Source organism: Enterobacter sp. R-1.6.2 (assembly GCF_035064085.1).
GTDB lineage: Bacteria > Pseudomonadota > Gammaproteobacteria > Enterobacterales > Enterobacteriaceae > Enterobacter > Enterobacter asburiae_B.
The window spans coordinates 31,212-51,454 of sequence record NZ_JASEYI010000018.1 but is presented as its reverse complement, the minus strand read 5'-3'; the positions used below and the strand labels follow the sequence as shown (position 1 = coordinate 51,454).

Annotated in this window: 35 protein-coding genes; 34 read left to right on the top strand and 1 reads right to left on the bottom strand. The window is 50.0% G+C overall.

What is annotated here, in order from left to right:
- Nucleotides 1-24: 24 nt before the first annotated feature.
- The 32 genes from QMN93_RS18380 to QMN93_RS18225 all read left to right on the top strand — a co-directional run bounded on the left by QMN93_RS18380 (nt 25) and on the right by QMN93_RS18225 (nt 18,377).
- Nucleotides 25-1,197, top strand: coding sequence for a hypothetical protein (locus QMN93_RS18380; RefSeq protein ID WP_007372264.1), 1,173 nt, complete (start codon nt 25-27; stop codon nt 1,195-1,197).
- Nucleotides 1,198-1,989: 792 nt separating this feature from the next.
- A complete protein-coding gene (locus tag QMN93_RS18375) occupies nt 1,990-2,325 on the top strand; it encodes a hypothetical protein (RefSeq protein ID WP_007372266.1) in 336 nt (111 codons plus the stop codon).
- Between the two features lie 147 nt (nt 2,326-2,472).
- On the top strand, nt 2,473-3,066 hold the full coding sequence (locus tag QMN93_RS18370) for a hypothetical protein (RefSeq protein WP_007372267.1): 594 nt from the start codon (nt 2,473-2,475) through the stop codon (nt 3,064-3,066).
- Nucleotides 3,067-3,158: 92 nt separating this feature from the next.
- Nucleotides 3,159-3,425: a hypothetical protein gene (locus QMN93_RS18365; RefSeq protein ID WP_007372268.1), complete on the top strand. Its 267-nt coding sequence runs from the start codon at nt 3,159-3,161 to the stop codon at nt 3,423-3,425.
- 108 nt (nt 3,426-3,533) lie between these two features.
- Nucleotides 3,534-3,992, top strand: a complete 459-nt coding sequence (locus tag QMN93_RS18360; RefSeq protein WP_007372269.1) for a hypothetical protein — start codon at nt 3,534-3,536, stop codon at nt 3,990-3,992.
- A 35-nt stretch (nt 3,993-4,027) separates the two neighbouring features.
- A complete protein-coding gene (locus QMN93_RS18355; protein WP_007372270.1) occupies nt 4,028-4,504 on the top strand; it encodes a hypothetical protein in 477 nt (158 codons plus the stop codon).
- 74 nt (nt 4,505-4,578) lie between these two features.
- Nucleotides 4,579-4,854, top strand: a complete 276-nt coding sequence (locus tag QMN93_RS18350) for a hypothetical protein (protein ID WP_007372271.1) — start codon at nt 4,579-4,581, stop codon at nt 4,852-4,854.
- 114 nt (nt 4,855-4,968) lie between these two features.
- On the top strand, nt 4,969-5,241 hold the full coding sequence (locus tag QMN93_RS18345) for a hypothetical protein (protein ID WP_007372272.1): 273 nt from the start codon (nt 4,969-4,971) through the stop codon (nt 5,239-5,241).
- A 154-nt stretch (nt 5,242-5,395) separates the two neighbouring features.
- Nucleotides 5,396-5,701 carry a hypothetical protein gene (locus QMN93_RS18340; RefSeq protein ID WP_016241563.1) on the top strand — a complete coding sequence of 102 codons (306 nt, stop codon included), beginning with the start codon at nt 5,396-5,398 and terminating at the stop codon, nt 5,699-5,701.
- A gap of 12 nt (nt 5,702-5,713) precedes the next feature.
- Complete coding sequence (locus tag QMN93_RS18335; protein ID WP_007372274.1) at nt 5,714-6,007, top strand: hypothetical protein; 294 nt, start codon at nt 5,714-5,716, stop codon at nt 6,005-6,007.
- 94 nt (nt 6,008-6,101) lie between these two features.
- Nucleotides 6,102-8,174 carry an ATP-dependent DNA helicase DinG gene (dinG, locus tag QMN93_RS18330; RefSeq protein ID WP_016241562.1) on the top strand — a complete coding sequence of 691 codons (2,073 nt, stop codon included), beginning with the start codon at nt 6,102-6,104 and terminating at the stop codon, nt 8,172-8,174.
- 20 nt (nt 8,175-8,194) lie between these two features.
- Complete coding sequence (locus QMN93_RS18325; RefSeq protein ID WP_016241561.1) at nt 8,195-8,515, top strand: hypothetical protein; 321 nt, start codon at nt 8,195-8,197, stop codon at nt 8,513-8,515.
- Nucleotides 8,516-8,602: 87 nt separating this feature from the next.
- On the top strand, nt 8,603-9,025 hold the full coding sequence (locus QMN93_RS18320) for a hypothetical protein (protein ID WP_323619851.1): 423 nt from the start codon (nt 8,603-8,605) through the stop codon (nt 9,023-9,025).
- An 81-nt stretch (nt 9,026-9,106) separates the two neighbouring features.
- Nucleotides 9,107-9,271, top strand: coding sequence for a hypothetical protein (locus QMN93_RS18315; protein ID WP_007372277.1), 165 nt, complete (start codon nt 9,107-9,109; stop codon nt 9,269-9,271).
- 26 nt (nt 9,272-9,297) lie between these two features.
- Entirely contained in the window at nt 9,298-9,693 is a 396-nt protein-coding gene (locus QMN93_RS18310) for a hypothetical protein (RefSeq protein WP_024196081.1), read from the top strand.
- A gap of 181 nt (nt 9,694-9,874) precedes the next feature.
- Nucleotides 9,875-10,066 carry a hypothetical protein gene (locus QMN93_RS18305; RefSeq protein ID WP_016241560.1) on the top strand — a complete coding sequence of 64 codons (192 nt, stop codon included), beginning with the start codon at nt 9,875-9,877 and terminating at the stop codon, nt 10,064-10,066.
- Between the two features lie 130 nt (nt 10,067-10,196).
- Nucleotides 10,197-10,892, top strand: coding sequence for a hypothetical protein (locus QMN93_RS18300; RefSeq protein WP_007372278.1), 696 nt, complete (start codon nt 10,197-10,199; stop codon nt 10,890-10,892).
- The gene (locus QMN93_RS18295) at nt 10,855-11,112 is read left to right on the top strand and encodes a Lar family restriction alleviation protein (RefSeq protein ID WP_306083951.1); all 258 of its coding nucleotides are present in this window, start codon (nt 10,855-10,857) and stop codon (nt 11,110-11,112) included. Before QMN93_RS18300 ends, QMN93_RS18295 begins: the two co-directional genes overlap by 38 nt.
- A 52-nt stretch (nt 11,113-11,164) precedes the next feature.
- Complete coding sequence (locus tag QMN93_RS18290) at nt 11,165-11,623, top strand: hypothetical protein (RefSeq protein ID WP_008786599.1); 459 nt, start codon at nt 11,165-11,167, stop codon at nt 11,621-11,623.
- A 54-nt stretch (nt 11,624-11,677) separates the two neighbouring features.
- Nucleotides 11,678-11,911: a hypothetical protein gene (locus QMN93_RS18285; RefSeq protein WP_008786598.1), complete on the top strand. Its 234-nt coding sequence runs from the start codon at nt 11,678-11,680 to the stop codon at nt 11,909-11,911.
- Between the two features lie 15 nt (nt 11,912-11,926).
- Nucleotides 11,927-12,559 (top strand): hypothetical protein, encoded by a 633-nt coding sequence (locus QMN93_RS18280; RefSeq protein ID WP_007372282.1) that lies wholly within the window; start codon nt 11,927-11,929, stop codon nt 12,557-12,559.
- A 457-nt stretch (nt 12,560-13,016) separates the two neighbouring features.
- A complete protein-coding gene (locus QMN93_RS18275) occupies nt 13,017-13,691 on the top strand; it encodes a hypothetical protein (protein WP_008786597.1) in 675 nt (224 codons plus the stop codon).
- Complete coding sequence (locus tag QMN93_RS18270; protein WP_008786596.1) at nt 13,688-14,152, top strand: hypothetical protein; 465 nt, start codon at nt 13,688-13,690, stop codon at nt 14,150-14,152. Before QMN93_RS18275 ends, QMN93_RS18270 begins: the two co-directional genes overlap by 4 nt.
- A gap of 138 nt (nt 14,153-14,290) precedes the next feature.
- Nucleotides 14,291-14,530, top strand: coding sequence for a type II toxin-antitoxin system CcdA family antitoxin (locus QMN93_RS18265; protein WP_007372285.1), 240 nt, complete (start codon nt 14,291-14,293; stop codon nt 14,528-14,530).
- A gap of 2 nt (nt 14,531-14,532) precedes the next feature.
- On the top strand, nt 14,533-14,841 hold the full coding sequence (locus QMN93_RS18260; RefSeq protein ID WP_007372286.1) for a CcdB family protein: 309 nt from the start codon (nt 14,533-14,535) through the stop codon (nt 14,839-14,841).
- Between the two features lie 20 nt (nt 14,842-14,861).
- The gene (locus tag QMN93_RS18255; protein WP_016241558.1) at nt 14,862-15,020 is read left to right on the top strand and encodes a hypothetical protein; all 159 of its coding nucleotides are present in this window, start codon (nt 14,862-14,864) and stop codon (nt 15,018-15,020) included.
- Between the two features lie 154 nt (nt 15,021-15,174).
- Nucleotides 15,175-15,729, top strand: coding sequence for a hypothetical protein (locus QMN93_RS18250; protein WP_007372288.1), 555 nt, complete (start codon nt 15,175-15,177; stop codon nt 15,727-15,729).
- A gap of 69 nt (nt 15,730-15,798) precedes the next feature.
- Nucleotides 15,799-16,416 (top strand): hypothetical protein, encoded by a 618-nt coding sequence (locus QMN93_RS18245; protein ID WP_007372289.1) that lies wholly within the window; start codon nt 15,799-15,801, stop codon nt 16,414-16,416.
- Between the two features lie 82 nt (nt 16,417-16,498).
- On the top strand, nt 16,499-16,969 hold the full coding sequence (locus tag QMN93_RS18240) for an HAD domain-containing protein (protein ID WP_007372290.1): 471 nt from the start codon (nt 16,499-16,501) through the stop codon (nt 16,967-16,969).
- Nucleotides 16,970-17,315: 346 nt separating this feature from the next.
- On the top strand, nt 17,316-17,558 hold the full coding sequence (locus tag QMN93_RS18235) for a hypothetical protein (RefSeq protein ID WP_007372291.1): 243 nt from the start codon (nt 17,316-17,318) through the stop codon (nt 17,556-17,558).
- Nucleotides 17,559-17,568: 10 nt separating this feature from the next.
- Complete coding sequence (locus tag QMN93_RS18230; protein WP_007372292.1) at nt 17,569-17,967, top strand: hypothetical protein; 399 nt, start codon at nt 17,569-17,571, stop codon at nt 17,965-17,967.
- An 83-nt stretch (nt 17,968-18,050) separates the two neighbouring features.
- On the top strand, nt 18,051-18,377 hold the full coding sequence (locus QMN93_RS18225; protein WP_007372293.1) for a hypothetical protein: 327 nt from the start codon (nt 18,051-18,053) through the stop codon (nt 18,375-18,377).
- 362 nt (nt 18,378-18,739) lie between these two features.
- Here QMN93_RS18225 and QMN93_RS18220 read toward each other — a convergent pair whose 3' ends face one another.
- Nucleotides 18,740-19,078 (bottom strand): hypothetical protein, encoded by a 339-nt coding sequence (locus QMN93_RS18220; RefSeq protein WP_007372294.1) that lies wholly within the window; start codon nt 19,076-19,078, stop codon nt 18,740-18,742.
- 237 nt (nt 19,079-19,315) lie between these two features.
- Between QMN93_RS18220 and QMN93_RS18215 the strand changes: the two genes are divergently transcribed.
- Both QMN93_RS18215 and QMN93_RS18210 read left to right on the top strand, forming a co-directional pair.
- Nucleotides 19,316-19,759 (top strand): hypothetical protein, encoded by a 444-nt coding sequence (locus tag QMN93_RS18215; protein WP_007372295.1) that lies wholly within the window; start codon nt 19,316-19,318, stop codon nt 19,757-19,759.
- A gap of 118 nt (nt 19,760-19,877) precedes the next feature.
- Nucleotides 19,878-20,219, top strand: a complete 342-nt coding sequence (locus QMN93_RS18210; RefSeq protein ID WP_007372296.1) for a hypothetical protein — start codon at nt 19,878-19,880, stop codon at nt 20,217-20,219.
- Nucleotides 20,220-20,243: the final 24 nt, after the last annotated feature.

The window sequence follows — 20,243 nt, the reverse complement described above, 5'->3', positions numbered from 1 at the left end:
TGGAACCAAGTTGAGATATTCGAAATGAAAAGACCAACGGCACATAAAAATGACCGTCTGCCGGTGCGAAGATCTAACCCTACAACGCCTCAAGCAAGAGAGCGCGTTATTGCCGGGCTGGTGGCCTCAGCTACATCTGACTTCGTCTACCTCGTTCAGTGGCTGAAATCAGGAAAGCAGAACGGTGACCCTCTACAGCTATCCAGATGGGATAGCCTGAGAAATGCAATAAGCCACCTTGAGACGCTTGATGCTGGTGTACAACCTGACTGGCGCAAAGTCCTCACCCTGGTGTCGCGGGAAATTCATACCAGCCATAATGTCCAGGCGGTTGTTACTCCTCCGTCTAAAATCGCCGGTGGTATACTCAGCAACCTTAACGACATCAGCCAGAAGATAGCGACCGGGCTTGCTTCCCCTGACATGCTCGGCAGGCTCGATTATATGCTTCAGTTGACCGCAGGCCTGGCAGGTGGTGATGATCTGGCGCAAAGCATCCGTAAGGTTTCAGACAGTGCAGAAAAAGCCCTACGTGGTTATGACAAGCCGCAGGCAAAGGCCAAAACGCCTAAACCGGCCCCACCAGCTCCTGCATTCCGGGATGATCAGACGTTCAGGCAAGAGTGTGCGCCACTGATTGGGGTTGATGACCTCTTTGTTCTGGCTAATTGCCTTATTGCGATGTCCGCCCGCCTGGGCCGTTCTCCTGTCAGCCTAGCGAAACGCGCAGCGGGTTTAAAAGGTGTGATTAAACCCGATATGCTGGCTGACCTGCTGGAGCTCTTACAGCAGGACGTGGATCTGACCGCCCTGGCCCCGCCACCCAGGGTTAAAGACGATAATAGCCGCAGTGATGGAGGTAAGCTCGTCGGTTTAACCGGGGTCGTCGAAGGTGGCGCGTCAATCGGTGCTGAAGCGCAGCGTATCATCACCGCAGAACTGAAGAAGCACTCGCCGCTCACTTCGGCGCAGCGCGTATCTTTCGATACCGCCCGTGCGGGTCTGGCGCTGGAGAGCGATACATTCCGGGTTATTGAAGAGATCAGACGTATTGCAGCATCACTCAACTGGAGACCGCTGGCTGTCGCGGCCCATGCCGCGCATAAATCGCCTGGTATCCGCCCGGAGATTGCCGGGGATGTGATCACGTTGCTGGCGCAGGATGAGGCCTTAACCACCAGCAAGCCTAGCCGTTAAGTACCTGCCGCGCTGACTACAGCTTACCTCGCGATATTGCACCAGCAGCTCAGAAATAATACCGGTATAAACGTCCGCGTTTTGCCGGTATTTTAATTCGCCCTATTTTTAGAATTAGCGATAATAGCGTTGCTTATTACGTATTTTTACACTCAGAAACCTTCGTCACATGAATAGGGTATGGTTCACTGAATAGACAAAGACGTTAAATCTGGTCAGCTACAGAAAGGAGGATTTATGTAAATGCTCTCGTTACGTTCAAACTCTTAAAAAACTGCCGCGCCTGCCTATATAAGCCAGGCTGTAGACCTGAAGTCTACAAATTTAGCGTTACTGACAATTCACAATCCAGTGAACCGGCCCACACTAAGGAGGTTATATGCGAACGCGTAACTTTAAATCTGAGTCTATGTAATCTGATCAGCTGGCGCTGCCGAGAATGGCGGACTCCGCTACCCCGGTGATAGACCGGGGTAGCAGGAAGAAAGAGTAACGATTTACCGGTTTTAAAACCAAATTTTCGTCAAATGGGATACAAGCGCCCAAGGCCGGTTCCCGTCTGACAGACCGAAGTTGTGATGTGTGCATCGCCCCCCTGGAAGTTGTTTTATTGAATTGCTGTGTGTAGTTTTGCGGGGATAATACCCCGCTTTTTTTTTGCTTATTCTTCTTCGTCACCCCACCTTCCTGTGCCATCATACGTATAGAAAATAACTTTTCACTTCTGACCCTTTTTCAGTTGAAGTCTTATGATTTGATATTCCGCTAATACACACACATTAAGGAATGAAAATGAGCAACGATATTCATAACAAAATTGCTGATGCTTTAGCTTCTGTTGGTTTAAAACTTTCCGATGGATATACCCGGGCCGCACTCTTACTGAAGATGAAAGGTTCAGTTAGTCTCAATTTTGCTGTTGATGGCAAACCTGTCACTGTCACTCTCCATATGACTGAATCGGGTGATGTTACTGCTACCACTGATTATGACGATTCAACCGCTACTGCCGCAGCAGCAGCCGCAGCCACTACAACGCCAACACAAGAGTCGGTGGAAAAACCAGCAGAAGAGTCGGTGGAAGAGCCAGAAAAAAGTAATACACGAAAAGGCCCAAGGCCTAAGTAATAACTGCGCTGGAACTACATGTTGGCATAATTATAAATATCAAAACTGGCGGGGTTAAATCCCCGCTTTTTTATGCCCGATTTCCTTCGTCACCTGAATACCCCGTGAGACTATAAGTAAACAAAACGAACAACACGGGGCAACGCCATGACCACCAGCAAAGAGAAAAATGTATTCTACGTTCACTACTATGAATCCGACTCCAGTGGTGGCGAACTGCCACTGATGCGCATTGAAGCGGAGAACGAAGATGAAGCCAACCTGATCTGTCTTCGCAACCTCGCGGATGTTTATGACGTTGATCATGACGACATCAGTCTTGAAGACGGCTTCGAAGTGAACGGCAATAGCGTTTATCTGCAAGGTATCTACCCGGCGACCTCAGAGCAGGCACTGGTAGTTGATGCGGTATTTAATATGACTTCTGTAGAACCAGTCGCTGAGGCTGTGACCGGCACGGCGGAATCCGCCTGCGGTATCAGCCTGGTCTCTGATAAGGTCTGGCTGGAAAGCTGGTTCGACCTCGAAGACAAATTTGCTGATCAGATGGCCCACGTCGCTGAAGATGACAAGTCTGATACACGCTTCTTGCTCTACCGTGACCAGGTCATCGATGTGCGTGAATGCGAGACATCTTCTGTCCCAGGCTGGGATCTCCAGTTCGGCTTGAGCGGCGGTACGCAGATGCTATTCATTCGCCTTTCTGATGATGGCGATCACGTTGCACTGGGTCTCGAATAACTGCTGCCTGCGCCCGGGCTTGTTTGCCCGGGTTGCTCCCCTCCCCTGAATCAAACCGAGTATCATGACATCATTCTGAGGAGTACCAGACGATGAGCGAAGTAAAGCACTTCAGCATCACGAAAACCGTTGATTTTTACATCAATGAAGCATCCCCGGAAATTATTGCGGGCCGCAGGATCTATCTGGAAACCGTATTGATTCCTCGCCTTCGTACCGGCCTTGCCGTGCTCAATAAGATGGGCCTGACCGAGCGTGAAGATATGGAGCTGCGCGATGTGTACCAGCGTGGCGTGGAATTTTTTGACAAATTGTTCGATGGCCCTGTCCCGCAGGCCAATACCACCACCAGCCACTAATCCGCAAATTTTGTCCTTTTTTTACCCGGCTCTGACTTCGTCACCCGGGTAACCAGTGATTTAATAAGTAAACAAAACGAACATACCAATAATCACTGGGGATGCACCATGTTTAAAAGTCTGTCTGAATTGATGACCAGCGTTGGCAAGACTGATGCGCATAAAGTCTCGATAGTCCAGGTTAAAACCGGTGTCACCTCGTGGGGCCGCAAAAACCAGTCATCCCGGCCTACGGCTGAATACCAGATCTGGATGGATACTCCTGACAACGACAGTCGTATCGTCCTGAAGCTGAATTTCGTGCTGAGTTCCCGCCGTAACCAGCCTGAGAAGAATGCGCCCCTGAATATTGAAATCAGCCAGTACGCTAACTGGGATACGGTGAAACGCGCCTGGGCGGAATGCGCTCCTGAACGCTATATGCGGCTGGAGAATGAAACGACAGATGAGTTTATGTCCACCAGCGGGGTCTGGGAAGAAGCATCCGTCATCACCAATGACATGCAGCCGGATTACCGCTACTTCTATCCAGGCACGTCCTATTACGTGGCAAACGACAGCTACTGAAGCCAGAAAACACACCATATAACCGAGGATCTACCATGACCGACGCTATCCAGACTGCCCCTGAAAGCTTCAGCCTTTCTTCCCTGACCGACCTGTATCGCACAGTGCAGGCAACCGAGTCCCACGCTCTTTCAATGATGCGTGTCCAGAGGGGGATCACCTCCTGGGGGAGCCGTCGTATAACTGACCGCCGAACTGAGGGGTTCACCGTCTTTCTGGATGCGCCGGATAACGCCAGCCGTATTACTGTTAAAACGGAGTTCGTGCTGAATGCAGCAAAGACCGGCCCTGATACGTCTAATGATCTGGTGGTGGAAGCGCGTGAACATTCAGGCTGGGATGAGAGCCGGAATTGTTTCACTGTTACCCGCGAGATCGGCGAACTGCGGGTTAATGCTGGTGGTGAAAATCATGCTGCTACACTTCGTCAGCTGTGGAAGCTGCTTCACGCGCAGGCAAAAGCCTACCAGTCCAGAAATACTGCCGGTAACGCCACCTGGCTTATGTTCTGATAAGCCCCGGGCATGGTAATGTGCGTCACGACATTACGCCGTGGCGCACTACGTTCGTTTAGAAGGAAATGAAGATGAAAATAAGCCAGCTGGAAGTCGGGATGAGTGTCTGGTCGGTTAGCCGGGTAAATATGGGCAACACCACACTTAAAACAGTTGTCGTCCACCCGGTCGTGATTGTCGAAGTCCATGATAACCACGTCATAGCCACCTGGAATGGTAACGCCCCGCGTCGTTTCGGTGAGTCCGTCGTTAAGGGCTGGAAGAAAGAAAAGCCGTTGCTGATCCGTGAAGGTTTCGGGCAAATGCGCCTGGCTACCAGGGAAGAGAAAGCGCTGGCTGGTAAGTAACCCCCTTCGTGACCTGTATGACCCGTGGTGTAATGGCTCCGACAACCTGGCAGTTTTCGCAACGCAACACTCTGCCGCAAATCACCCTCCACGGGGCCAGACAGGGAATACACGATGACCGATGCCATTCTCTCTGAAGAGCTGTACTTCAAATACCTCAACACCTACGAACGCGAAAGCAGGTTTCGCATTGACTCTTTTCGCTTTGATGGCGAGCCTCAGTGGACAACCAAATTCGGTCAAGCTCGCATCCGCCCTTCTCAGGTACGTGTACTGCTCTGCCGCTGCGGGGCAAACAACTGGAAAGACGATGGCAGGTTCGCCAATGAGTACTGCTGCGACAGCTGCGGACAGTTCGTGGAGGTGCTACAGCATAACGACCGTTGATTCGCGTCCCGGGGCCGGAGCTGATGGCTCACTGATAAACCATTTCAGACCGACATATTCATTCTGATAATACCCGACGTATCGCCTTCGTCACCTGCCGGGCCCGTGTTGTACTGGTATCAGTACAACATAAAACGAGATCACGGGGCGCATCATGCAGACACTGACCGACGTATTCAGCGATAAGGCGAATAAAGCCTTTCATTCGATTTTCGCCGATTTCCTGCCCACCAGCGCGGATGGGGTAATCACCTTTACGGTTCGCGGCTATGGCGGAAAAACTGCCTGCATGACCGTCCCCTCTGGAACCCCGGTTTTCGTCTTTGGCACTGAAGAGCTCGCCGACTTCCATCGCTCCGCCGTGGCGGGTGAATTCTACATCGTTGATCACGGTGGTTTCCGCACCCTGAATCAACAGGTAGAACGTGGCCGCGTCCCAGTCATCTACGACATCCTCTGAAGGGATCCGATTATGGCAATCGACACAGTTTACCGCCTGCGGCTCGATTTCGACGTGTATAACGGCGATGTCATCGACACCAAAGAGCAGGAAGACAAAGACCAGATCTCCATTGCGAAAATCACCCAATTTATCTTCGATGCCTCCGTTCGGCTCAAGCTTGATGCCTGCGAAACCAGCGATGGCGGGCCAGCACATGGGCCTTACTGTGTTCTTGAGCACTGCAACCGAGCTGTACTGGAACAGGCCGAAACTGAAATTAAACGCTATGTGAGACGCTTTAAAGGCCATTCACTGGAAGACTGATGAACCCGGTACATCCACCAGCATGAGGATGTCCCTGACTTCGATAGCCGCTGCCGGGCTGTGCCTCCTGAGCAGCAGAGGACAAGGTACGGATATGCCAGACAATAAACCCCGGATGACTGCCGCTGAAATGACTGAGCGAGCCTATCACTTCTTCCTGGACGCAAAGGGTCTGTCCCCTCGTGCCGGGCAGGTAGACATGATGGCGTTTTGCAGCGCAGTCGTTAACGCTACCCCCGCTGAGGAGCAGTATCGCGTCGGGGTTATTGAGGCCGGTACGGGGACAGGGAAAACACTCGGGTATTGTCTGCCGCTGATCCCCCTGGCGATGGAAAAGCATAAGACGCTGATCATCTCCACGGCAACCGTTGCGCTTCAGGAACAAATCATCTCCAAGGATCTGCCAGAAATACAGGCGAGAGCGGGCCTGAGCTTCTCCTATGCGATGGCGAAGGGCCGTAGCCGTTACTTCTGCCAGATGCGCTGTGACGTTCATATGGAAAGCGAGATGAATGCCTATGGCTACATCCGCGATGATGTGGAGGATATCAGCAAGGCCTTTGCTGGTGGTCACTGGACAGGAGAGCGTGATTCCTATCCTGATGAGATCAATGAGGCGGTATGGGGTCGGGTCAATGCTATTGGCAGTCAGTGCCCTAAAAAGCGTTGCCCACATTATCACCGTTGTCCGTTCTTCCTCGCCCGCGCCCTGCTGGAGTCGGTGGATGTGGTTATCGCCAACCATGACATCGTATTGTCTGACCTGTCACTGGGAGGCGGTATTATCCTTCCCCCGCAGGAAGAGTCCATTTATGTGTTCGACGAAGGTCACCACGTTCCGCAGAAAGCAATTAACCACTTTGCGACCTCCGCCTCTCTCGATGCCAGCAGGCATTTCATGAGCGAAATCTTCGACATGGTAATGACCATGCCAGAGTCCTACGGCGGGACTATGGAAAAGCACGTGCAGCAGCTGGTGGAGCTTGCGGGCCATGCCGGTGATGAGCTCGGTGAGCTGCGGGGGACACTTTTACGCTCCCTGAACTGGCGAAACGATCACGAAATGCCAAATGGCACGGAATCGGACATCTATCGCTTCCCGGAAGGTTTCGTTCCTGAAGATATTGCGGCCCTGTTTAAGCCTGGGTTAAAGACAGTAAACGAGATGCAGAATATCGTTGTGAAAATGACGGCGATTGTAGATGAGGCCGGGCGGGATATCAGCGAGGAAGAACTGGCCCTTCAAAAGATGGCTGTCGGCGAGCTGGCAAATCGCCTGGCGGGTATGCATCAGGCTCTGGCCTCATACTGCGGGAATAAAACCGTCTCTGGTATGCCTATGGCCCGGTGGATTAACGTCCGTCGTACTAAACGCAGCACCGAAGTGGTGATTAATTGCAGTCCGGTCTATGCGGGCGAACACCTGAAATCCGAGCTCTGGTCGAAGGCTTATGCCACCATTGTGACCTCGGCAACAATCCGCTCCCTTAGCAAGTTTGACGCATTCCTGGAGCAGGCCGGTCTTCCAGTCGATACACCTACCCTGCTGGCCCGCAGCCCGTTTGATTACCAGAACAACGGCGTGTTGTTCATCCCCCGTATGCGCTCGGTTCCGACCAATCATGAAGAACATACGGCGGAGATCATCGAACTCCTTCCCAAACTGGTGCTTCGGCTTCAGGGTTGCCTCGTGCTGTTCGCCTCCCGCAGGCAGATGGAAGAAGTCAGCAAGGCGATGCCTCAACACATTTCACCGCTTCTGCTGATACAGGGGGCACTTCCAAAACGGGAAATACTGCTGCGCCATAAGCTCAGAATCGACCGTGGTGAGCCGAGCATTATCTTTGGTATGGCTTCTTTCAGTGAAGGGGTGGATCTGCCTGGCGTGTACTGCAACAACGTCATCATTGCCAAGCTGCCTTTTAGCGTTCCGACCGACCCGGTGGGCCAGACCCTGACGGAGTGGCTGGAGAAAAACGGGCGTGATGCTTTCCGGGAAATCTCGATACCGGAGGCCTGCCTCAAACTGACCCAGTCCGTTGGTCGGCTTATCCGCACAGAGAGCGATACCGGCGCGGTGACTATCCTGGATAAACGCCTGAAGACAAAAGCCTACGGGAAAGACATCCTCGCATCCCTGCCCCCTTTCAGGCGCGAAATTCGTTAATCAACAGTCGAGAGGTTGCTATGCATAAAATTGAATGCCCACGCTGTCTGGGTGGTAAGGGTGAGATCCGAGCGTTCCGGCACGTTCAAGGCGGTGTGTGTTTTCGCTGCAAGGGCCGGGGGTATGTCGAGGTGAAAACCATCCCGAAGCCTTCTATCCGGTTTGTTGCTATGCAGAAATGGGCAAATCCAGAGGACGTTAACTACAACAATGGGGATTTTATCAGGACGTTCTATTTCAAGGCCCGAAGTCAGGCTGAAGCAACAAAGAAGCTTCAGAAAAAACTCGGCGCGTCAGGTCGTGAGTTTTATGCCACTCCTGCGGATGATGTCCAGCAATAAATGGGGGCGTTTTGTAGTGGTTTATTCACTCTGAAATCTATCACTCTGGTTATGATTGGTTTCGAAACAAATGACAGGTGGTAACACATGAAAAACCAGGCTAAAACACAACATTCTGTTTTTAGGTTCATTCGAGCTGCGATTCCGGTAACAGTTCTATCGGCTATACAGTACGCTGTCATTTCTACATTGCTGGTGGTTGGAAAAATTGACCTTCAATGGTCGGAACTCGCTACATCACTTCCGTTATGTATTATTGCAATATTCTCAACAGCATTTGTATTTTACGACCCAAATGAATATGAGTACTTTCTTTCAGTGCTGGGAATGCTTACCGTTTGGGTTTTAGTGTTTATTGCATCAATACTCCTACTTGTAATCGCGCGAGGTTTTTCCTTCATCACAAGCAATTATGTAACATATGCTGAATTGGCTTCCTATTCCATACAGATAGGAATGATGATTGTATTTTACTTCAAGAGGGATAGTCTTAATCAACAGACCCTATAGATACAGTATTTCGCGATTAATATTATCATTGAACATTAACGCACAAAATTTACCCCCACGTCATACAAGGTTACCGATGCAATGAAAAATAAAATTATCGATGCAAAACTTGCATTTTTTAAAGTAGAGGGAACTCCAAGTACTGGTCACGTTGTGGTTATCGGGAAACCATCATCTGGGAAAAGTTTCTGCCTTACTGATGAAATAACGCGTTTGTTAAAAGCAGGTAAAAACCACGAAAATTAATTTGAATATTGCAAGCGGGGTTTGCTATGACATCAATTATTACCACTTTATATGAAAAACTTTCATTTCGTGTGCTCGCAGTTCCGCTGATTATTTTCAGCATTGAATTTTTGATATGGGCAGTGCTTATTCGAGAAAATGTTATATCCGGGGACTGGCCTTTGTATAGAACTTGTTTGTTCGCTTGTTTTTCCTCGCTGATTATAACTGGATTCACATTCCAGAATCCTGAAGGCAGTGATTTCCTAAAGGCAGCAGCAGGTCTCCTTGGATGTCTGGCCTTGGGGGGATTGATAATTATTATTTATTATATTGGCACTCTCGAATTTCCGATTATCACTGCCAAGATGGTTTGGATTTTCATGATGGCAAGCTTTACGTCTCAGCTTTTCACTTGCCTGATGAAATCGATGACTGATTAATTTGAAGTTCAGCAAAAACAATTGCAGAGCAAAGTTATTTATTCACTCATTTTGCGATCTAAGTATGCTTACGCTGAAGTAACCGAAAAGTACCTTTCTTGAAAAGTTTTTTCGGGATTTTAGGAGAAATGGATAATGGCATTCTCACTTACTTTCCATCAATACATTCTGGAGTAATAACATGTTTACTTTAGTTCTCGTGATTGGGCTTTATTCAAGTGGTCTTAATCCAAGTGGTGTCACCTCTCAGAAAATACCTGACTACAAAACCTATGATGAATGCCAGAGTGCCGCGCCTAAAGCAAAGCGTGGGGAAACTATCACCATCTTAAGTTATTGCATTCCCCAGCCTGCGGATAAGACAAAGGCGTAAAGGCTTCGCTATATGTGAATTATCGAAGGGGTGTCCATTTCATACCCGATTACTTCGTCAATTGTCGACCGGTGGGATAATAGGATTAAAACAGTTTTTAGCTTCACGATATTATGGAGAAACCGCCGTCATGCACCCATTCGATTCGGTCAGAGTAAAACTGAGTTTTGCCGGAAAGCCACCAGCGGCTTTACTGCAAAGCGCCCTATTTCTTGAAAATCAGCGTCCCGAATCCTCCAGTTGGAGCGACCCGGGCACGGCGGGTAATACACTGCTTCGCGACATCCTCCGGTCACAACCGGTTGAACTGAGCACTCTACAAGGCGTGGTTAATCTGACTACTGGCAACCTCGGTAAAGCCGAATGTAGTGAGTTGCTTGCACTGATGGGCCTTCGTAGCTTCGGTGAAGAAGCTGCTGAGTTAATGGTTCGCAATGCGTCAATGGTTTTTGCGAGTGGACAGGCTAATGCAAAGAACCTGATTCGCATGGAAGTCACTAAATCACACCTTACTTCTGATAAGCAGGTCATTGTCAGTACTGAAACCCTTGAGCGGCGTATGTACGTCATGAACAGCAACGGTATCTGCTTCGTCGTTGAGCCTGAGATCTGCCTTGATGCCGAGAAACTGCCGGGCGCGGATTTCTTTATCACTGAAGACGAAATGGATGCTGCGGGCGTGAGCCGCTGGGGTGAAAACGGCAGTCAGCACTGGCGATGCATGGTTACCTGGTTCAATGGCAGTAGCACCATCATGAACGAAATGGGACACATGTACGAGCTCGGTGATGAACCTGAAATTCGGCTCAATAGCTTCGGTGGATAAAGCCCACCAGCGAGGAAATACGATGAGACACGATAACGTCAAGCCCTGCCCTTTCTGCGGTTGTTCATCTATCCGGGTTCGGGAGATTTCGAATAATTTTCGCGCCTGCTGCAATTCCTGTGAGGCCACGGTGGCGTTTCAGGACTCCGAACAAGCCGCTGTGACGCGCTGGAATACCCGCGCTGAAGAGAAACAATCTGGCGGACTCCAGTCAGCATAAATTAAGCCCCGGGCTGCTCTGGGCCTGAATACCGATAAGAGGAAACACCGACATGAAATTTTACATCAGCGACGTTTTATGGAAATCCGGGCAGGCATTCATTTTCTCGTTTGTCACTGCTCCGGCAGTTGCGTTACTGCTCATTCTGTTCTGCACAGTTCTTACCAGTTCACCATCCAAGGTCTTCCTCGATCAGGCCCGTAGTCTGGTTGGAAATGCCACCAGCACCTCGGTCATGGTTTGCCCTGAAGAGAAAGCAGTGTTTGCCGCGTTCCGCTCCTCAGAATGCCAGCGACACGTGGTGAATGCCGATGATGCCATTAAACAATGGGACTCGCTGTTGCTCAAAGGCTACCTGATAGTGGCGGGTATCGCTCTTATCTGCTGGATGGTAAGCGAGGCAGTTAACTACCGCAGAAAGCCGTGGCGCTATGGGATCCGTCCCTCTGATATGACATTTAGCTATACAAAACTCGTGCCGAAAGAATCCGATGATGACGCGGATAAATAACCACTCATTTAGCACGGCAGACAGCCGGTCAATGCCAGCAGCACAGGGGGCAGTATGGGTAGACCTACAGGCAATATCGTCAGACTCACAAAATCAACAGGCCGCAGCAGCGACTTTTTCGGGCCATGTGAGTTGTGTGGAAAACATATGTCAGAAGCATTCCGTACCCGAAAAGCGCGTGAGTGGCAGCGTGAAAATGGCGAACTCTATTACGGCCATGATTCCGCCGTCATGTATGCACATGAAAAATGCATTCTGAATCTGGAAAGCAAATTTACCTCAAATTAACGACTGGTGAGATTTATGAAAATACCTCTGGGTAAGACGTTCCCAATTTTTTTTATCTTATTGGTGGTGGTGCTGGGGGGCGCTATCGCCGAGAAACTGCTATGGGAGGGACACCTCTATCCCGATTTTCTTATCAGTGATGCCTATGTGGCGAAAGATACTCAATTGCAGGCCAGTAACGACACAACACTGTTGAAGCAGTGCTACGCTCAGCACTTAACTGGATGTGAAAAGTATTATAGAAGCTTCAGCCAACTGGAGGTCAGGGGTAACGATCTCAAGTCGCTGTGTAAAGTCCTGACAAATAACACTGATCTGGACGTCTTTCAGAGTGATGCTCAATTGCTGGTTCGTTGCTCACGATGGAATGTTTTCCGTGTAATTCCATTTAAACCTACAGATAACGCAACTGATAAATTTAAGCCAATGGTCGATATGGTTGGGAGCTGGATGGCCTACAACCGGCTCTCAAAAGAGCTACTTCATGAAGATCCGGTCGATATCTTTTTTGTTGGACTGGATGAGGGAAAAAAGCAACTATCCCTGAAATATTGCTTTACCGGGGTTGATCAAATTCCTCCTCAAGTAGCTTTCCAGCGATGTGACACCGAGTCGGATACGACTAAAACCCAGAGTGACAAATCATGATGACATTTCTCGCTAATTTGCATCGCCATACTACGGCCTGCCGCAGCTTCGCATTCTTCACTCTGGTCTCCGGCCCGGCGATTGCTTTATTTATCACGTTCATCTGCATGAACTATTCAGGTTCACCTTCAGCGCATCTGGTTAGTGCAGCCAGGGCTGTCATTGATGGTGCTCCGGTCGGCAAACTAATGGTATGTACCGAAGAGCCACAATCCACGACTCCCCCGACACTTATCGAATCTCCCTGCGTTCGCGAGGCGGTCGATGAATCAATAGTAACCGCGAAGTGGGATTCAAACTTCCGAATGGTTTACGCAATGCTTGCTCTGCTTTCTTCTGTTATCTGGTGTCTAGTGAGCGCCACACGAGCGAACATATTCAAGGACGCTAAACCCCCTACTCGATAAGCCTGTCAATTCTCAAATAAAATGATGAAAAGTTGTGAAATTAAGGAGTGATGATGAACATAAATTACAGTATTAATAACAGTGTGCTCATGATGATGAGTGAGTTTATGATTACAGCTTTTGTAATCGTAATACTTTTTGTGATTGTATTAGTATATAACAAAGCGTTTAAGTCTGAATTAAGCATAAAAATATTTTGTTTTAGTCAGTTAACAGCCATTTTCATTTCCGTATTAGAAATAACAACAAAAAGAACAAATGCTGGAAGTATCAGTATTACATGGAGTGACGGCATCCATCAGTTTTATACTCACGTTTTTCTGGGGTTTGCTTTTTCTTTCTTACTTTTTTTGCTTGGTCTTTATGACTACAAAATGAAAGGCAACAAAGATGGTTTAAAGGATTGCAAAAAACATGTTTTACCGTGTTTCATAGGGAGTTGGTTCGTATTAATAATATTCTTTTTCTCCGCTTCGCCTTTGCGCTATGAGGAGAATTTGATTACGGATGCTCGCGTCGTAGCTTCGGATCCCAATCGAACCACAATTATCTATGCTGATGGGTTCTACTGGCTATTTGATATGGATAGAAATGAATTTGATAAGTCTATATCCAGAGAGATAGTCAGAGGCAACTACAAGATGTTATGTACTTCAGATACACCAGCTACCTGCTGGGCGGGCAGAAAATTCCCCAAAAACACATCACTGGATAAAGTTTTATGAAAGATTGTAACGCTGAGAAATATAGCTATTCATGTCTTTTCGCAGCGGTATTTAGACCAGGTGAAATGCCTGTCATTTCCGCGTTCCGGGCGCGGTATTGGGCTCTAATCATTCGATGGGCATTGCGTTTCGGTTACACCGTTTGCCTGATTGGCAGCACTGGAACCGGAAAAAGTTACCTCATCGAAAGAACGCTACCAGGACGGATCATTGATGCCCGACTGTTACTGGTAAAGAATGATTGGCATGGCCCTGTGCCATTCAGTTTGCGCGGTGCAAAGCCCGGCCCAGTTGGCATTGATGAGTCGTCCAGCTTTTCAGAGGAAACGCTGCGTCAGAACGCGGAGAACCTGAAAGAAAGAGGGGTAGTGTATACAGCACAAAGCATTGATAAAGCAGCTAAAGTTGCAGCCAACCTGCCAAACAGGCGTGTGTTGCTTATCATGATTGGAAAAACGTAGCCTCTGCGGTCTAGGCCATCTGACCTGCTGAACTGACGCAGTAGACTCTCTCGGAGGCAAACAAATTTGCTGGTGGGATAAAATGGGCGCATACTTAAAGCACGTGTAATCGACACGTGCTTTTTTATTGGAGGACACATGCAGGCTACAGCTGCTCGCCAGAAAAAAACCGTCAGTGTCACCCTTGAGCCAATGCTCGTACAGCAGGCAAAAGACGCTGGGATTAACTTGTCCGCCACGCTGGCAGAAGCGCTTCAGAGCAAACTGAAGGCCAGTGCAGCGGAAGAATGGAAACGACAGAATCGTGCTGGTATTCAGGAGTTGAACCGCATCACTGAAGAGCATGGGTTACTGTCTGACGAATACAGGACGTTCTGATAATGCAATATACCGTTTACCGCAATCCCGGCAACAGCCAGGCATACCCTTACCTGCTGGATATACAGAGCGACATCATTGGCGAGTTAAATACCCGCCTGGTGATCCCCCTTCATCGGCTTAAAAAAGGAGCCTCGGCCCCGGTTGCGCGATTAACTCCGGTCATACAGGTGGAAGGGAATGACGTTATCCTGATGACGCATGAAATGGCTTCAGTCCGCGTGAAGCAGCTCGGTCAGGCGGTCATGGACGCATCTCCGTTCCGGCACACTATCAAAAGTGCGGTGGACTTCCTGCTGGATGGTTTCTGACAGAGATAATGAGCGAGAAAATGATGAAGCAAAATGAACTGCTGGAAGTGGCAAAAGCCATGCGCGATTATATTGATGCCCTCCCTACCGATGTCGTTGCAGCATTACCGGTGATGCCGGGATTTGATCGAGACTGGGCCGACGAAGTCATTTACGAAGCCGAATCCGCCAGCAAATAACCCCCCGTCTGCGCCCGTTTCATCTGAATTCGGGCCGTCACAATCTTTCTGATTTTATTGAGAAAACAGCCTCTTTTTGTCCCCTTTTTTCCTTCGTCAGCAGACTCAGTCGTTCGATAATAAAAACAGACCAACACAACCACTGAGGTGTTTCATGTTAGCGATTATCCCGGCAGCAGGCACTGACAAGGTTTTTAAAACCTCCCTCAAACACGTGCTCGATGAGGACTTCCTGTTTGCAATGGCTTCAAAAGCAAGCGCGACGTACATTTCATCCCATATCAGCGATGACGGTGAGGGCACAGTGTTTTTCAGTCTGAGCGACTGGGATAACCTCAAGCCTTCCTTATCGGCTGATGGCTGGGATGGCGATACGATGCCCGGCTTCATTGATTTGCTGGATGCAATCGCAGCGCAGGGCTATAACACCGTCGAATTCCACATTTCTCACCCACTGGTGGTTGGCGCGGTCTGGTTCACCGATGAGTATTACTTCACGGTTACCCCGCTGGCGTATGACCTTGCCACGCTGGATGGTCAGTTTGTTCTGCCGGATGGCTCTTCCTACCGGCTGGATGACCTTGATGAAGTCAGCTATGACGAAATGACCGACTACTTTGACGGCATTATCGAAGTCGATGGCGATACCATGCTGGGTGTAAAGCGTAACGACGATGACACCGTAAACGTCAGCAAAATCGAAAGCTAACCCCTCCTCCCCGGTGTCGGTATCCGCCGCGCCGGGCTATTTTCCTGCCATCATCCTCTGGAGTGTTTCATGAAAGACCGTTTTTATCTGGTCAGCTTGCGTGACACCGTTGGTAGCAATACCGCTTTTCATAGCCATCACGGCAGAGGTTACAGCACCGATCAGCGTAATGCCCGGGTTTACACCCGCGAGGAAGCACAACGCGCATGGAATACGGGACGGGAGTTTGACCTGCCGGTTGATGCCGATGCAGTCGACCGCCATCTCGTGTTTCATGTTGATCATCAGTTTGTACCGGGAAAAACCATTCTCTCCGAAAGCGCCACCAAATATGTCGGCTTCGTTAATGGCCAATGGGACGGAAACGATCTGTTCTGGCTGGCTGATGCGGGTACTACCACGGATTTTTCCCTTGCCAGAGTTTTTGACTCACCACAGGCAGATAGACCTGATGTCGTCTGGTTACCCCATCACATCCCTGACGCTGCAAAGCGCCCTACCTTCAGTGTTGAGCGGATAGACCGCCGTAAAATGACGCAGGGGGCCGGTCTGCTGATGCCTGCCTGGCTGAAACGCCAAAATCGCCGACAGTCAAAGGGGCTGACTCGCTGGAATTGCCCCGGGTGTGGCCGTATTTCATGGCAACAGAATCCGTATGATTTTGATGGTTGCCGGTTCTGCATATAGTCAACTACCGCGAGAGGCCTCTATGTTCCGATTATTACAGAAGTGGTTAGTCAGGTTTACCTGTCAGGACGATATAGATTGTATGTCGACCCGGCGCTCTGCGGGCGAGTTCTGGCTGGAAATAGATGCCCGTCGTCACTGGATTTTCCTGGACATCGACGGTGTACTCCACCGGGCGGAAAACGGGTCACTGGAGTTTATGCCTGTGCTGGATCACGTGCTGACGCAATGCCCGCAGACGGGAATTATCCTTTCCACAAACTGGCGTACCGGCGTACCCCGGGAGATGGTGCTGAGTCATTTCCCTGCGGGTATACGCGATCGGATTGCTGGACTCAATCCCGATCTGGATGGGCTGGTGAATAACCACGTGCGTTATCACGAATGCATGGCGGTCGTTAAACGGTTCGGCCTACAGCATTACACCTTCGTGGACGATACCGCTCGACTCTTTCCAACTGACTGCCCTGCCCTGTTCCTGACTCACCGGCACGAGGGGCTGAATGCAACGCAGGGTAGCGCTTTGATAGACCGGATTCGGTTAATGAAATGACCGGTTTAAGGCTGAATACAAATTATTAATGAGGATGCGTTATGAATGAAATCCCACAATACGTCTATGACCTGATCGGTATTTGCCTCTTTGTTGGAATGTGGGTCGGAGGCGTTCTGCTTATTTGGTTTATTTTCTCTAATGGAGAGAGCGACGAATAGCCAGGCAACTGGCGCAACTGATGTTGCAGGATGGCCCCAACAATATCTTACCTGCTTACGCTCTGATTACCCGCGCAACGCTTCGTCAGAAGCGGAAAGCTGGGATAATGAATATATCCCGTATACACCAGGCTATCCCAATGAAAATTACTGTGTTTACTGCCCCTGATTGTCCGAAATGTCGCATGACGCTTACCCGCTTTTCTCTGGCTGGGGTGGACGTGAATGAGATCCCGCTGGTGGACAACGCAGATCTCGTTCGCCTGACACAAAATACCGGTGCGCCGCTGGTGGTGGTGGTCAACGATTCGGGCCGTGTGACGGGTTGGGGTGGGTTCCGGCCAGATCTTATTGCGACAACTGCCAATGGCTGGAGTGTCGGGTCACTCGATATCCCCCCGTCGCTGGTTAATCACGTCCTTCACTGAGGTAAACGCCATGCACAATATCTCTGTCGAAATCCCTGCGGCCCTCGGCGTACATCCTCCTTCAGGAGCGGATGTCGTGCTTATAGACGATCTGAATAACGCCCTCGCCGGTGCTGGCTTACCGCAACTGAAGATAGAGCCGATAACGTGGACACCGCCATCAGGCCGACCGGTGATCTACCGGTCTGAGGTTCCCGATATCCTGCGCATTGCAGGTATAAACCCTGACACCTCTGACATGGTGAAAACCTTCTGTTCCGGGCCACTGCCGATTGACGATAACGAGCTGGATGCCCTTCTGGAGATGCGCGAACGGGACGGTCATAGCGAAAGCTTCAGGATCGCGCTCTGTGGGGCGCTGGACGCGATTCTCATTCGACTCTACTCAGCAGAGCGTCAGCTTCGTTGAAACGCCAGTAAAGACGCTGGTGGCCTCATATGAGGTATCAATCGGCTCGGTTCCGTCTCAATAATTTAAAGAGAGCACGGTATATGAGTCCTGAAGAAGAAAAAGTGCTGCATCAGCGGCTGATACAGCTTGGCGATATGATGGGGGATGGCCTGCACTATGAGCGCGACGGTCAATGGATCACCCGGGAGTACAAAGCCACGTTGCGGGCGCTGGGGCTTTTGAAGGCTCCCAAGCGTAAGCATAACCCGACCAAAACACTCGCTGTGGATGAGCGAATGGCACAACGTGTGAAGGACGTAGCCTGTACCCAGTGCGCCGGGAAACTGAAACAGGTGCGCTCCGGGTCTCTGAAAGCGCAATGCACCCGGTGCAAAACCAAGTTCACCCTCCTGAAAACCATTAAGTAACTATACCCGCAGCTGGTGGTCACCCCACCAGCATAAAATATACCCGAAACTGTGACACCTGCGCTTGCCTGCCTCAATGTCGTGATAGCTGACAACCCCCACGAAGAAAACAAACCTCACACCTGCGATCGTCGTGATGCAACGATTTTGTCGAGCCAATTATATGAAGAGACTGTTATGAAAGACTTCCATTTCCTGTATGTCGAACTCCTGGTCGAATTGCTTCGACTGGTCAATTTTCTTCTGCCGTTGTGGTTTGGTAGTTGAAAATAGCAGGTAATACCCGGGCAAGACCTTCCCGTTTTTTTAAAATAAAAGGGCGCACATAGCGCCCTGTCAGAAAGGTATTTTGAAGCAGCAGACTACTTACGAAACTCCCATTGTTTAATCAGCTTTTTGACAAACGTCTCGCCATAGATCTCATGTGACTCCATGTATGCACAAAGCTGTATCAGGGTCATCATGCCATCGCGAAGGGTATCGCATGACTCGTTACGGCAATAGGCCGTGAGTTTGTACATATTCGCCCCGCAAACGTCCGGGTTGTAGAGATTAACAATCAGGCTTGCCGCGAATTTCTTTCTCTCTGCGATAGCGCCCAGATAAGCCAGCTCCCTTTTCAGGTCTTCCGGGATAGGTGTGACAGCACACGCTCGCGGGTTCAGGTTTATCTGGATATGGTCAAAGTCGAGTTCCTGCATTGTCCTGGTTCCTTCTGCTGATATTCGGTATCCGTCTGCCGGGCCACACGATTCTGCATGTAATGCCCTTCATATCACCATTGTACCGGATACCTGCAATTTGCCCCGTAACTACCGGTGCTGATGATAAAAAATATCTTTATTTTGCGAACGATATACACCAGTCCGTCCTGATTTCGTCAGCTGAATTGTGCCGGGTAAGCTGGTTGCCATGTGAGTGACCTAATGGAGAACACCATGCAGCACACTGCAACCACACACCCGCAACCGGCTAACACCGTGAGTATCGTCAGTACGACCTACGGTCAGACGCTGGTGGTACTGAACGGGAAATGTCTCTACTGCGCACCACCAGAGCGAGGAGACGAAGCCCGGCAGCTGGCATCAACCACTGCCGGGGCACTCAACGTGCCGGTCGATGTCGTCCACCTCGATACATTTGCTACCGATACAACCGAAAGCCAGCTGATGGCCCGCTTTGAAAACCAGAATGCCGGGCCGTGGTATAGCCATGCGTTTACCATCGCGTTCAGTGTTGAATACCCGGCGAAGAGTAGCGATGACATTCCACCAGCGGAATTACACCGTGCATTGATGAAGCGGGCCAGAGAGTTTACCGGTGATCTGGATGCGCTGGTGGAAGCCTGCGGGGCATCTTATGACAGTTATCAGATGGGGTAACTCCTGCTGGAAATGACCGCATTCTGCTGGCGTTTTCAATGAGATATCGCCAGCCGCTTTGGTAGAGTTTTCCAGATAGCAAGCGAACATCATAGCCAGTGGCAAGAGGTAAACCTATATGAATTCTGTCTGTCTTGATTACGAGAAAGTGGATTTTCTGGCGAATCTCCTGATCCCCACCCTCGCCAGACACCCCATCAGTAACAGTTTCCCGGAGCGCGGCCTCGCACTTAAGGAAAAGCACCCTGAGCTGGTGGGCTGGCCCGAGCGCAAACTGGGTGAAGTGGAAAATTACCAGAATGCACTGTCCAGACAGCTACCGAGCCTGAACAGCATGTCCTTGCCGGAGTTTATCGACTTCATTCTCACCCCGCATGTCGCGGAGTATGTTCTTGAGCAGGTTGGCACTCCGCTTGCTGAAGAAACCATGCAGCTGTTTATGGCGAAAGTGAAGGCATAACGCGGTTTTCAGCCCCATATACTC